The following is a 12,253-nucleotide window of genomic DNA, read 5'->3' on the forward strand; positions in this document are numbered from 1 at the left end:
CGATCACGCAATAGAGAGGTCGCTCAGCGATCCTCCTTGGATCATTGGCTAGCGCAGCGATCGGAACGTCGCGCGGACGTCCTCCGAGAGCAGCTGTGGCTGCTCCCAGGCTGCGAAGTGCCCGCCCCTGTCGTGCCGCTTGTAGTGGACGAGGTTGGGGTATGCCTGCTCCGCCCAGCTGCGCGGGACCCGGTAGATCTCGTCGGGGAAGATGCTCACGCCGACCGGGATCGTCACGCCCTTGGTGGAGAAGAAGGGGAGCTTGCTCTCCCAGTACAGCCGCGCCGAGGACACCCCGCTGTTGGTCAGCCAGTAGTGCGTGATGTTGTCCAGGATGTCGTCGCGCGTGAGGTCGCTCGGCTTCTGCAGACGTCCCTCGAGGACCTGCTGAACCAGGCCGGGCTGACCGGTCCCGTCGCCGTGGTCGAGTATGAACGCGGCGAGGTCGATGGGTGAGTCGGCCAGTCCGTAGAGGGTCTGCGGCCGCGTTCCCATGATCAGACCGTACGCCACGTGCGTCCCAAAGAATCCGAGCAGCTGCTGGTAGGTGCCCCGCTCCTCGTCGGAGAGGCCGTCCGGCGCCGGGCTGCCGGCAAAGGCCGCGAGGAAGAGGTCCGGCGGAACCGCGCCGGGCATGTTGGTGTGGATACCGACCAGCTCCGGTGGCGCGGGCTCGGCGGCCGCCGGGTCGGCGCGGCCGCCGGCCATCGCGTCGACGACGATTGCGCCCCAGTCGCCGCCCTGCGCGACGAACCGTGTGTACCCGAGCCGCTTCATCAGCTCGACATAGGCTTTCCCGATGTGCACGGGATCCCAGCCAGTCGTGATCGGCTGACCGGAGAACCCGTAACCGGGCATTGACGGGATCACGACGTGGAAGGCGTCCGATGCGCCGGCGCCGTGCGCCGTCGGATTCGTGAGAGGGTCGATGATCTTCAACTGCTCGATGACCGACCCGGGCCAGCCGTGGCAGACGACCAGCGGGAGCGCGTCCTCGTGCTTCGAGCGAACGTGGATGAAGTGGATTTCCACGCCGTCGATCTCGGTGACGAAGTGGGGGAGAGCTTTCAGCCGTGCCTCGCACTTGCGCCAGTCGTAGTCGGTCGCCCAGTACCGAGCGAGGTCCTGCATGAGCGCGAGCGGCACACCCTGCGAGTCATCCTTGACGGTCTCTTTGTTCGGCCAGCGCGTGGCCCTGATGCGGGCGCGCAGATCCTCAAGATCCGCCTCAGGGACCTCGATATTGAATGGGCGCACTTCTGCGGCGCCCGTTCGCGCTTCCGTCTTGACGGCCACGCGGGTCTCCCTTCCGCTTTGAATGCCTCTGAGGTCGACCGGGTGCCCTCCTGCCCGCATACCGCCGGACGAATGGCATGCCCCGGCTCCTGCGTGCCGAGAGGCATCGACAAAGACACTGCCCGAACGTGTGCCAGGCCAGCAGGCGTACGCGGCCCCGCCTGCCCAGAGCGTAGGACGCCTTTCCCCATGTCCGATGCCATACAAGCAATTCCGCATGGCCTTCCGGGACGGACCGGCACCTCCAGCGACTGGAGTTTCGCCTTGCGCCGTACCCGCTGTCATGGTCTGCAGCTGAGCACAACCGCTGGGGTGCTGGCCGCGAGGATGCGTGCTCCAGACAGCCAGTCGACCATGGCCATTAGCCGTAGGCAATTCCAGCGTGATCGAGTAGACGACACATATCGTGGAAACCCTCCACGCAGGCATCGACGACAGCACCATGCCGGCCGGAGGTCTTCGCGTACTGCAACAGGAAGTACGGATCGACGAGGTCGGGGGCATAGATGTTGGCCTCGACGACCTCGCCGCTTGCCGAATTCTCGAACTGGCAGTGCTCTCCGTGCGGGTACAGGTACCAGGTCGCGCCGTGATATCGCACAGACTCCGGGGGGTCCGCGTCGACGTCGCTCACAGGTGACGAACCAGCCTCCATCTGCTCGACGAGCGCGGCTGCTACCCGGCGGAACTCGGCGACAAGGTTCTCCAGAGCCGGGCGTACGGTGGCGGCTTCCGAGTCGCTGACAAGCTGCAGCACAGTGACGATCGGCCCCTGGCGTCCCGCGGAGGCAAAGACGGCCATATCGGGCTGGAGCGCAACCCGTAACGCCCGCGCAGCGGCCGTGGCAGCCGGCATCGTGACGGTCTCGTCAAGGACGACGACCAGACCGCGACCGCGGGCGACCCGCCGTCGAAGGTCGGCGGGGTCCGGTACTCCTGCGGCAATCGCACCGGCCCCTGATTCCATACGGAAATGCTAACTCGAACGCATTCACCAATCGGCATGACCGAGCGCACTCAACTCGGGCGTCGAGGAGTTGGTTAGGGGAGCGTGGAGAGGTCGGGTTCGTTCCCGAACGCGACGGCCGGACAGCTGCCTGGGAAGTGGCGAACCGGCCTCGTCAGGTCATACCTCTGATCGCGCGCTGGGCCCGCCCTTCGTGACCGTGGACCTGGAGGGTCGTCGAGCTCGGTGACGGTCAGGTCAGCGACCGGCCAACCAACATCGAACCCAGGTCGTTCATCGCCGCGCTGCTTGACGAGTGCCTATGACCCCAAGCAGGCGGTCAGCCCCTGGCCGATCCCGCTCAATCCTCGGCTGCCGGGCCCGGGTGGTCGGTTTCCCGGCTCGCAAGCGCGAAGCGGTGGGTGAACTCGACCTTCTCGTCCAGGTGCAGGGCGGTGACTGGCGCATCCTCCAGCGGCGGCGTCTCGGTGCCGACCGAATAACGCGTACGCACCAGTTCGTCGTACGGGCCCTCCTCGTCGATCTCGGCGAGGATGAACGGTGTGCCGGGAGCCCAGCTCCCGGAGGCTGTCCAGGTGTACCGCAGCTCGACCTCGCCGTCGCGGGGGCAATCCCAGGTGAGTTGGCTTACCGCCGCACTGCCGGTGTTGGCAACCGCTGTCCAGCCAGTGCCGTCCCGCCGAAGACAGACCCAGCTCGACTCCATCGAACCGTAGTCGTACGGACTGCTGTCCCAGAATCCCACAAGGTTCTCGTCCCGCACGAAGAGCATGATCGCAGACGCGAGACGACGGAGCTCCCGACACGGATCTCTCGCCTGCGCACCGATCGACCCAGCACTGGTTCGGGCGGTGCGACAGCGCGCCGGCGCCGCGCTCATATCCGTCGAGCGAGCCATAGGTATGTCTCGTGGTGGGCGCGTACGGAATCGTCCTGGCCACGGTCGCCATTCGTTCGTCCACCTCGACCCCGAGCGCCGCGATCCCCCGCCTGACGAGCCGTCCGCCCGCGCGGCGATCTGGTGATCGCCCCAGGAAAAGCGGCGCTGTTGTGTTGGCGGATCGGTGGGCACGCCGAGCCGCGTCAGCGGGCACTGGTCAGATCGCTCGGGCCAGATCGGTGAACGCGGCAGCCACCCGGGTCGCGGGTGACGCGTCGAGTCCGAGTTCGTAGTGTCCGCGTCGGAGGTTCTGAACAAAGGCGTGGCCGGTTCGATCCACCCCTTGAAGAGCGCAGTCTTGTGGCGAATTGGCCGACTACGTCGCCCCGTTGATCAAGTTAGTCGTTGCGCGGGCCCCACTCCGCCGCTGCCACGGGTCGTACCGGCCTGGTTCAATCCCAGGACAAGCGGGCACGACAGGCGGAGGACCAATGGGAAACTGGGGAAACGGCAACTTCGACAACGACACCGCGGCCGACCATCTGGGGATCGTGACCGACCGACTCATCACCGAAGTCGCCCAGGCGATGTCCGGCGACCCCGTCGAGATCGAGCCCGACGAGTACTGGGGCGTCGCCGTGCCCTGCAACCTCGAACTGCTCCACCTCATTGCACAACAGAACTACGTCGGGGCCAGCCTGCCCGACCCGGACACCATCGCCGGCTGGAAAACCAAGTTCCTGACCGTCTGGGACGAGGCCATCGACGACCTGGAGCCCACACCCGACCACAAGGAACAGCGGCGCGCCCACCTCGTCCGAACCTTCGACCAGCTCGCCGAACTGGCCAAGGCCGAACAGGCGTAACGCTCCGGCCGTCTCCCGCACCACCCACAGCAGGGATGCCACGGGACTGCGCTCTTCAAAGGGCGGTTCGAAGATCTCGAAGTTGATCTAGGCCGGTCGGGTCGCCGGCATCGTGTCTCGCCAAGCGGGGAGCCACGACAGAGGCCCGCCGTAGTCGAATCGGCGTGTCCCACACGTGACCCATACGAAAGCAGGGAATATATCCGGTTGGCTATATTCCCTGCTCAGGTGGCGCGCCCGAAGGGACTCGAACCCCTAACCTTCTGATCCGTAGCCTCAGCGAGGCGGTCCGGATCCGTCCGAACGTCGGCCTGCGCCCTCGTCTCGTGACGGTTGCCGTCCTCGTCGGTGCTGTCGAGTCCGAAGCTGTTGCTGTCACTCGTTGCCGTCAGGATGTCCGGCGGACGGTGGGCGAAGGGAGTCAGCGATGGGCGACTGGTTCGAAACGATTGCCGACGTTGAGGCAACCCCGGAGGAAGCTGACCGGTTGGGCGCCGAGGTGTTGTCCTGGCTCGTTGAGCAGGGCATCGTCATGGCCGAACAGACGGACTGCATCCTGGGCAACCAAGGACACCGTCCCGGGCCGAACTACCCCGCCGCGACGGTCGAACCATGGGCAGACCTGCACGAGCTTGGCACCAACGGATTCCGCGTGGTCGCGGGACGGTCGGTCTTCTACTCGATGGGCGTCGACCAAGTCGTCTGCCCACGCTGCGGAGCAGTTGTCGTAGACGACCAAGACAAGGACTCTTGGAACAACTTCTCGCCGGTCATTGACGAGTGGTACATGGGCGGGACCGGCGTGCGCGCATGCAGGCACTGCGGCAAGCCTGCCGGCATCAACGAGTGGCGATGGAGCCCGCCCTGGGGCTTCGGCTACCTCGGGTTTGAGTTCTGGAACTGGCCGATGCTTGACCCTGGCTTCGTCGCCGCGGTCTCCAACCGGCTGGGCCACCGGACCGTCCGGCCCTGCGGGAAGCTCTAGCCAACGTCTCGGTCGCCCTCTCCCCACCGAGGGCGGCCGGCAGCGGCCTTGGGATTAGAAGAAGATCGCGAATGGCTGGCCAGGGGTGTGCGGCCCTGGTCAGCCCATCTGTCGTTGTCGGGCGATGTCGGTGTCAGCGGGTGGTTCTTCACGGCTTGGGCATACCGACGAACCAGGGCCTCACCTTCAGGGCTTGGCCTGTCCGGCTCATCCTCCTGATGCTTCACTTGGAGGGCGGTGACCAGCGCAAAGTCCGGTTCTCCACCGGGAGGCGGGGCAGGACCGGGGCGTCCTGCCGCCGCTTGGTGGAGCGAACCCGCCGCTTGCCGTCGCCGGGTGTGCGGCGCAGCTTGCACCGCGTCGAGGGGCAGTTGGCGACCTTTCCGACGAAGACGCAGCGATCGACTCGGGCGGTGCCGCTGCTGGGGATGGTCGTGCGGGCGCTGCGGGATCACCAGCGCGGCCAGGAGGCGGAACGACTCGCGCTCGGGACGAAGCGGCCGAGCCTCGGCTACGTGTTCACCACGCCGATCGGCACGCCGCTGGATCCGCGCAACTGCACTCGTCTGGTTCAGGCCGAGTGCTCGGCGGCCGGGCTGCCGGCGATCCGGCTGCATGAACTGCGGCACGGCTGCGTCTCGGTGCTGCTTGCCCTGGGTGTGCCGCCCCGGACGGTGATGGACATCGTCGGACAGCACGTTGGAAATGACCATGACGGTCTACGGGCATGTGAGTCTGGACGACACGCGGGCGGCGCTGGATCAGCTGGGCGGCCTGCTGGATGAGGAACCCGAGAAATGACGTTGCTGTCACCGGTTGCTGTCAGGGCCGGTCGCAAGCGACCGGCCCTGTGCGTTCTTGCTGTTCAACTATGTGCGCCCGAAGGGACTCGAACCCCTAACCTTCTGATCCGTAGTCAGATGCTCTATCCATTGAGCTACGGGCGCTTGTGCTCAGCCAGTGTACACACCCGGCTTTCGCGCGGAGACTCCGGGATTCGAACCCGGGAGGGGCTTTAAGACCCCAACCGCATTAGCAGTGCGGCGCCATAGACCAGACTAGGCGAAGTCTCCCTGGTGATCCGCAGACCACCGCGCCCGAGGATACAGGTCGCGACCCACCGGGAGCAAAACGACTTCCGGGGTACGCCCGCAGTGGCCGCCCGCCCCCGTGATTCGACGCTGTGCGGCGGCGTGATCGGGACTACGCTCCATCGATATGCAGGAGCAGCCGCCCAGCGAGCCGACCCGTCGAGAGCCTGCTGAGAGAGCGCGTCGACGCTCTCCACGGGCCACCTTCACGCCGCCGACTGCCGCCGAGCAGTCCGCGGAGACGACGGTACAGCCAGCAACCGCTCCGGCCGGTCAGCGTCCTCGGCGGGCCAAGGCCGCCCCGGCGGTGCTCTTCCAGCCACCGGAGCCGGACCGCCCCCTGCCCCCACAGCCGAGGCGCCCACCGGCCGACACGACCGGCGACGCGAGCGCCGACCAGCCGGGCCCACCGACCGGCGACGCGAGCGCCGACCTGCCAGGTCCACCGAGCAACACAGCGAGCGCCGACCATCCAGGTCCACCGAGCAACCCAGCGAGCGTCGAGCAGCCGGGCCCGCCGACGGTCGTCGAGCCAGCGAGCCGGGCGCCGAAGGCCCGGGCCACGCCTGCTCGCAAGGCTGCCACCAGGAAGGCAGCGGATGTGACGCCGACCACGCAGGCTCCGACTCCCACACCGAGCAAGCGCGCCGCGAGCCCCACCAAACGGACGGCGACCCCCCGCAAGAGCACCACGGCGAAGAAGGCCGCACCGGAGCCCTCGGCCGAGCAGCACACGGCGCCGGTATCCCCCGCCGAGCAGCAGATCGCGCCGGCTTCGGCGCGTACCCCGGAATCGGAGCTGCGGGCGGTCGCCGCGCGCGTGCTCGACCACCCTGGCTTCGCGCCGGAGCTGTTGGCCCTGGCCGCGGTGCGGGCGCTCGGGCCCGGCGCGGGCGACTGGGCCGCGCGGCTGCGCGTCCGGTATCCGGACGCGCCGGCGGACGGCCTGGCCCGGTTGGCGACCCGGCGGTTCGTCCGCTCGGCGGGTGCGGGCGGGGCGACAGCGGCGCTGGCCGGGTTCTTCGCTCCGCTGGCCGAACTGGCCTCGGTGCTCTGGACCCATTCGAACCTGGTGCTGCACCTGGCCGCGGCGTACGGCAAGGATCCGACGCATCCCGACCGGGTCGCCGAGCTGTTGGTACTCGCCCAGGTGCACCCGGACACGGCGAGCGCACAGGCGGCGCTGGCTGCCGCGCAGTCGGCGGGCGACCCGGTCGAGAGGGGCTGGCCGCGCGCGGCGGAGGCCGCCTGGCGGCTGGCCGCGCCGCTCACGGCGCAGGCCGGCGGCTGGGTCGCGCTGCGGCTGGTGGCCCGGCTGCTGCCGGGCGCGGCGGTGCTCGCGGCGGCGCTCGGTGACGCGGCGGCGGCCGACCGGCTCGCGGCCCGGGCGGCGGCCCTCTACCGACCCGACGTGCCCTGACCGGTCAGAGCCAGTCGAACCACTCCCGGGGCAGCAGGGCGTAGCCGACGAAGGCGACCACGTCGAGCAGGGTGTGCGCGATGACCAGCGGCATCACCCGCCGGGTACGCAGGTAGAAGAGGCTGAACACGACGCCCATCACGGCGTTGCCGAGGAACGCGCCGAAGCCCTGGTAGAGGTGGTACGAGCCGCGGAGCAGGGCGCTGGCCGCGATGATCGCGGCGAGCCGCCACTGGAGCTGACGCAGTCGGGTGACCAGGTAACCGACCACGATCACCTCCTCCAGCACGGCGTTCTGCGCGGCGGCGAGGATCAGCACCGGGACCGCCCACCAGACCTGCGGCAGCGCGGCCGGCACGAGCGTGGCGTTGATGCCCAACTGGGCCGCCACCCAGAACAGGGCCAGCCCGGGCAGGCCGATCAGCGCGGCAAGGCCCGCACCGCGTGCCAGGTCCTGACCGGGCCGCCGGGCGTCCAGGCCGAGGGTCCGCGCCGGGTCGCCGGGGTCACGGCTGAGCAGGTGTACGGCGAGCAGCACCGGCAGCAGCGCGAAGACGATGCCGAGTAGCTGGTAGGTGAGGTCCAGCCAGGGGCGGGCCGACGCTGAGGTGTTCAGCGAGGCGGTCTGCTTGGAGAGCGGACCGTCGGCGGTCAGCTTCGCGACGATCGAGACCACCGCGTAGACCGCGGACTGGCCGAGGGAGAGGCCGAGGACCAGCAGCGTCTCGGTCCCCAGCAGTTGGCGGGACACCGGTCGGGTCAGCTCAACGGTCACCGCACCACTCTGCCCGACCGGTGGCACCGGTGACACGGCCGACCGGCCACCATGAGCCGGTCGCACATTCTGTGCGACCGGTAAACACTCTCCGTGGAGATTCTATGAGCGCCCGATCCGCTGCCGTCTGGAGAAGGAGTGCCCGTGGACAACCTCGCGCGGTTGCTGAAGGAGAGCTGGACCCTGGTCGAGGAGGACCGGGTCCGGCTGAGCGGGCACTTCTACGCCCGGCTGTTCCTGCTCGACCCCGCCCTGCGGCAACTCTTTCCGGTGCAGATGACCGGCCAGGGCGACCGCCTCCTGGAAGCGATCATCACGGCGATCCACACCGTCGACGACCCGGAGAGCTTCGACGAGTTCCTCCGGGCGCTGGGCCGCGACCACCGCAAGTACCACGTCGACGAGCGGCACTACGCGACGATGGGCGTCGCGCTGCTGGACGCGCTGCGCAGCACCGCCGGCGACGGCTGGAACCTGGAGTACGACCAGGCGTGGCGGGAGGCGTACGCGGCGATCGCCGCCCTGATGGTGGCCGGGGCGGCGGCCGACGACGACCCGCCGTTTTGGCATGCCGAGGTGCTGACCCACGAGCGGTACGGCCCGGACACCGCCGTCCTGACCTGCCAGGCGTTGCAGCATCCACTGCGCTGGCAGGCGGGGCAGTACCTCAGCCTGGAGGTGCCCCGCCACCACCCCCGGGTGTGGCGGAACTACTCGATAGCGAACGCCCCGAACGACGACAACGTGCTGGAGTTCCACGTGCGGTCCCCGGGGGCCGGCTGGGTGTCGGGCGCGCTGGTGCGTCGGGTACGGCCGGGCGAACTGCTCCGCCTGGCGGCACCGATGGGGTCGATGACCCTGGACCGCACCTCGGAACGGGACATCCTCTGTGTGGCCGGCGGGGTCGGCCTGGCGCCGATCAAGGCGCTCGTGGAGGAGTTGGCCACCTACAACCGGACCCGGTGGGTGCACGTCTTCTACGGTGCCCGACAGGCGGCGGACCTGTACGGCCTGGCCGGGTTGCAGGAGCTGGTCGCCGTGCACCCGTGGTTGTCGGTCACCGCGGCGTGCAGCGAGGACCCGGACTTCGACGGTGAGCTGGGAGAGATCCCGGACGTGGTGGCCCGGTACGGCCCGTGGACCACGCACGACTGCTATGTCTCGGGCTCGGCCCGGATGGTCCGGTCGACGCTGCGGGTGCTCGCTGCGGACGAGGTGCCGCCACCGCACATCCGCTACGACACCTTCGGCGACCTCTAGACGTTCCTCCCCCCAAACCGGGGCGCGTGCCCCTGCCCCCTGGGGCGCGCGCCCCGGTCCCTCGTTGTTCAGTAGCGCCAGGGGCGGCCGGTTTCGCGGTATTCCTCCACCGGCACCAGCGGCACGCCGGGCGCCATCCGGTCGACGTAGAGCCGGCCCTCCAGGTGGTCGATCTCGTGTGCGACCAGCCGAGCCATGCCGAACTCGAACGACGTGATGATCCTGCTGCCGTCCCACTGGGCGTGCTCCACGTCGAGTCGCAACGGCCGGGGCACCAGACCTCGGTGATCGAAGAATGAGAGGCAGCCTTCGTACTGCTCGTCGGTGTCCGGGTCGGCGTCGACCACCCGGGGGTTGAGCAGTAGGACCGGCTCCGCCGACCGGTCGGGAGGCCGGACCACGGCCGCCGCCCGGTCGATGCCGAGCTGCGGGGCGGCGACGCCCACACCCTTGCTGAACGGGTGCAGGTCGTCGAGCCGGGCCAGGGCCGTGGTGAGCCGGTCGACCACGTCCCGCGCGACCTGCTCCTCTCCGGGCAGGTCGAACGGGCGGACGGGCTGGCGGAGCAGGTCGGCGCCGCGTTGCACGATGCCGAGGCCGCGCATCCGGTCGCTGGGCCGGACCCGGGCGCCCCCGGGGTCGCCGTCCGGGTCGGGTTCCGGGCGGGCGCGGAAGCGCCACTGCATCCGGTAGCGGGCGTTCAGCGGCGGGTCGTCGGTCTGCCAGTCGTAGATCGCCCGGTCATCCTCGTCGTGACGTTGCGGCGCCGTCCGCAGCGGGCCCTCCTCCGCGGAGAGCGAGGTTTCCACGCCCCACACCTGCGGGTCGAGCGCCGCCGGCAGGTCGAGGCGTACGGCGAGCTGCCGGGTGGGCAGCCGGACGGCTCGCTGGAACCAGGGACCCCATTTCTCGTGCCCGACGCTGTACGCGTACTCGATGGTGGCCCGGTCGCCCGGGTAGAGCGGGAAGCGCCGCTGCCCGTTCTCGAAGAGCAGCCAGATCTCCTTGAACGCGTCCCGGTCGTGTTTGGCCCGCCAGTGCATCGGCTCCGGGTCACCCCCGCCGTCGTCGCGACGGGCCTGTAGTTGCAGCTCGGCGAAACTGAGCGGGTGCTCCCGGTGGTGCCGATTGGAGCGGCCGGGGTCGTTCGGGTAGCGGTCGACGGCGATCCGGACCAGGTAGCGGGTGACCGGCTCCGTGCCGGCGTTGTACAGCTCGCGGTGGATGACGCACCGGTAGCCGTCGTCGGTGTGGGTGAGGGCGGCGAGCTCCCGTTCCACGACGAGGCCGGTGCCAGGTGGCAGCCACTGTCCGGGCAGGTACGGCTCACGGTGCGGCTGACCCGCGCGGGCGTGCCGCAGGTCGTCGTACTCCCGGAAGCGCTGCCAGATCGCTCCGCTGGCCTCCAGGACCGCCTCGGCGCGGCGAGCGAAGTCCTCGGTTGGGCGGTGCCGGCGCCCCTCGACGTGGCTCACGTAGGACGGGTCGAACCCCATCAGGACGGCCAGTTGCTTCTTGGACAGCCCTCGTCCGGTCCGTTGCCGGGCGAGTTCGGCCGCGAAGGAGTCGGCAGCCCGTTCGAGGGGTGAGGTCGTCATCGGCTTCCTCGTGGCCGGGGCTATAAGTTTCACTTTCTGTGCCCGAACACACACGCATCTGGCACCTTGCCGACACACCGCTTGACAATCGACCGACAGTCATCGATCCTGCGGCGGCGTTTCCGGGCGCTGACGCCGGGTAGTACGCGGGGGCGGAGCACCGCTTCCGCCGGGGGTCGGGGTGACCTGGGCCTCCCGATTCCGAGCAAGGTGAGGCTTCCCTTAGACCCGAGGGCCTGGTTAGGCTAGCCTTAGCTCAGGACGACGGTGGTCGTCCGCCGGGGCAGACTCCTCGGTCACGCGGACGGGGGATGACTCAGGTGACAGCGGTGATGCCGAGGCGGGATACCGCCGCCACGCCGCTCGCCCCCGTCACCGCGGCGCTGCGGGCCATGTTCGGCACCGACGACCTTCCCGGGCTCGCCCGGGGCCTACTGGTCGACGACGAGTTCGGCTGGGCGCCCGCCACCACCCTGATCGACGGCAGTCGGCTGCCGGAGCTGCTGCGCGGCGCCGCCGTCCGCTGGGGCGGCACCCCGCACGCCTGCGCCGCGCTGGCCTGGAAGTCGTACAGCTACTGGACGGCGCTGCCGGTCGTGCTGGGTTGGGCCTCCGCGCGGCGGGTGCCGCTGCTCGACCCGGCCGACGTGCTGATCCACTTCGAAGACCACCGGCAGCTGCTCACCCTGGGTCTGCGCCGTGGCACCACCGTGGCGGTGCTGCCGAGCGACCCGCTGGCGCTCGCCAACCTGCCGGAGGTGCGGGTCGTCGCCGACGAGGCGGAGCTGCTGGCCGTCCTGCGCGCCTCACTGCTCGACGCTCACCTGGCGCCGCTCATCACGGCGATCCAGTCGGAGGTCCGGGTGGGCACCCGGACGCTGCTCGGCTCGGTTGCCTCCGGCATCGCGCACGGCATCCTGCGGGCCGCGGACGGTCTGCCCGGTTCGACGGTGCAGAGCATCGACACCCTGCTGGGCGCGCTCGACCTCACGGACCTGATCGAGCTGGTCCCGGGGCCGACCGGTGAGCCGAGCGTGCAGCGGCGCACCTGCTGCCTCGCCTTCACCCTGCCCCGACCGAAGGTCTGCCAGGGCTGCTGCGTCCGCCAGGGCTGA

General features: G+C 69.5%; 11 protein-coding genes and 2 tRNA genes. 6 read left to right on the plus strand and 7 right to left on the minus strand.

Annotated elements, in window-relative coordinates; genetic code table 11:
• Positions 1 to 48: 48 nt before the first annotated feature.
• The 3 genes from ACQEUX_RS26810 to ACQEUX_RS26820 all read right to left on the minus strand — a co-directional run bounded on the left by ACQEUX_RS26810 (position 49) and on the right by ACQEUX_RS26820 (position 3,035).
• Complete coding sequence (locus ACQEUX_RS26810; protein ID WP_433053905.1) at positions 49 to 1,296, minus strand: epoxide hydrolase family protein; 1,248 nt, start codon at positions 1,294 to 1,296, stop codon at positions 49 to 51.
• A gap of 361 nt (positions 1,297 to 1,657) precedes the next feature.
• Positions 1,658 to 2,263: a hypothetical protein gene (locus tag ACQEUX_RS26815; RefSeq protein WP_433053908.1), complete on the minus strand. Its 606-nt coding sequence runs from the start codon at positions 2,261 to 2,263 to the stop codon at positions 1,658 to 1,660.
• Positions 2,264 to 2,603: 340 nt separating this feature from the next.
• Positions 2,604 to 3,035 carry a hypothetical protein gene (locus tag ACQEUX_RS26820; protein ID WP_433053911.1) on the minus strand — a complete coding sequence of 144 codons (432 nt, stop codon included), beginning with the start codon at positions 3,033 to 3,035 and terminating at the stop codon, positions 2,604 to 2,606.
• Positions 3,036 to 3,634: 599 nt separating this feature from the next.
• Here ACQEUX_RS26820 and ACQEUX_RS26825 point away from each other — a divergent pair.
• The 3 genes from ACQEUX_RS26825 (at position 3,635) to ACQEUX_RS26835 (ending at position 5,779) form a co-directional block, all read left to right on the plus strand.
• On the plus strand, positions 3,635 to 4,009 hold the full coding sequence (locus ACQEUX_RS26825; protein ID WP_433053914.1) for a DUF4259 domain-containing protein: 375 nt from the start codon (positions 3,635 to 3,637) through the stop codon (positions 4,007 to 4,009).
• A gap of 427 nt (positions 4,010 to 4,436) precedes the next feature.
• A complete protein-coding gene (locus ACQEUX_RS26830; protein WP_433053917.1) occupies positions 4,437 to 4,994 on the plus strand; it encodes a hypothetical protein in 558 nt (185 codons plus the stop codon).
• Between the two features lie 218 nt (positions 4,995 to 5,212).
• Positions 5,213 to 5,779: a tyrosine-type recombinase/integrase gene (locus tag ACQEUX_RS26835; RefSeq protein ID WP_433053920.1), complete on the plus strand. Its 567-nt coding sequence runs from the start codon at positions 5,213 to 5,215 to the stop codon at positions 5,777 to 5,779.
• Positions 5,780 to 5,868: 89 nt separating this feature from the next.
• On the opposite strand, the gene ACQEUX_RS26840 is transcribed toward ACQEUX_RS26835, so the two are convergent.
• Positions 5,869 to 5,941, minus strand: a tRNA-Arg gene (locus ACQEUX_RS26840).
• A 35-nt stretch (positions 5,942 to 5,976) separates the two neighbouring features.
• Positions 5,977 to 6,067: transfer RNA gene (locus ACQEUX_RS26845), tRNA-Ser, on the minus strand.
• A gap of 619 nt (positions 6,068 to 6,686) precedes the next feature.
• On the opposite strand from ACQEUX_RS26845, the gene ACQEUX_RS26850 reads away from it, so the two are divergent.
• On the plus strand, positions 6,687 to 7,505 hold the full coding sequence (locus ACQEUX_RS26850; RefSeq protein ID WP_433053922.1) for a hypothetical protein: 819 nt from the start codon (positions 6,687 to 6,689) through the stop codon (positions 7,503 to 7,505).
• A gap of 4 nt (positions 7,506 to 7,509) precedes the next feature.
• Here ACQEUX_RS26850 and ACQEUX_RS26855 read toward each other — a convergent pair whose 3' ends face one another.
• Positions 7,510 to 8,280, minus strand: coding sequence for a CPBP family intramembrane glutamic endopeptidase (locus ACQEUX_RS26855; RefSeq protein WP_433053925.1), 771 nt, complete (start codon positions 8,278 to 8,280; stop codon positions 7,510 to 7,512).
• 144 nt (positions 8,281 to 8,424) lie between these two features.
• Here ACQEUX_RS26855 and ACQEUX_RS26860 point away from each other — a divergent pair, with 144 nt between their 5' ends.
• Complete coding sequence (locus ACQEUX_RS26860) at positions 8,425 to 9,540, plus strand: globin domain-containing protein (protein WP_433053928.1); 1,116 nt, start codon at positions 8,425 to 8,427, stop codon at positions 9,538 to 9,540.
• A gap of 68 nt (positions 9,541 to 9,608) precedes the next feature.
• Here ACQEUX_RS26860 and ACQEUX_RS26865 read toward each other — a convergent pair whose 3' ends face one another.
• On the minus strand, positions 9,609 to 11,138 hold the full coding sequence (locus ACQEUX_RS26865; protein ID WP_433053931.1) for a peptide deformylase: 1,530 nt from the start codon (positions 11,136 to 11,138) through the stop codon (positions 9,609 to 9,611).
• A 332-nt stretch (positions 11,139 to 11,470) separates the two neighbouring features.
• On the opposite strand from ACQEUX_RS26865, the gene ACQEUX_RS26870 reads away from it, so the two are divergent.
• Positions 11,471 to 12,253 (plus strand): hypothetical protein, encoded by a 783-nt coding sequence (locus ACQEUX_RS26870; protein WP_433053934.1) that lies wholly within the window; start codon positions 11,471 to 11,473, stop codon positions 12,251 to 12,253.

It is taken from the genome of Micromonospora sp. CA-259024, assembly GCF_050936255.1.
Lineage (GTDB): Bacteria > Actinomycetota > Actinomycetes > Mycobacteriales > Micromonosporaceae > Micromonospora.

What these genes read in the sequence shown, in the direction of transcription:
- ACQEUX_RS26815 (WP_433053908.1), bottom strand. Translation starts at nt 2,263, where the DNA reads ATGGAATCAGGGGCCGGTGCGATTGCCGCAGGAGTACCGGACCCCGCC.
- ACQEUX_RS26820 (WP_433053911.1), bottom strand. Translation starts at nt 3,035, where the DNA reads ATGCTCTTCGTGCGGGACGAGAACCTTGTGGGATTCTGGGACAGCAGT.
- ACQEUX_RS26825 (WP_433053914.1), top strand. Translation starts at nt 3,635, where the DNA reads ATGGGAAACTGGGGAAACGGCAACTTCGACAACGACACCGCGGCCGAC.
- ACQEUX_RS26830 (WP_433053917.1), top strand. Translation starts at nt 4,437, where the DNA reads ATGGGCGACTGGTTCGAAACGATTGCCGACGTTGAGGCAACCCCGGAG.
- ACQEUX_RS26835 (WP_433053920.1), top strand. Translation starts at nt 5,213, where the DNA reads ATGCTTCACTTGGAGGGCGGTGACCAGCGCAAAGTCCGGTTCTCCACC.
- ACQEUX_RS26865 (WP_433053931.1), bottom strand. Translation starts at nt 11,138, where the DNA reads ATGACGACCTCACCCCTCGAACGGGCTGCCGACTCCTTCGCGGCCGAA.
- ACQEUX_RS26870 (WP_433053934.1), top strand. Translation starts at nt 11,471, where the DNA reads ATGCCGAGGCGGGATACCGCCGCCACGCCGCTCGCCCCCGTCACCGCG.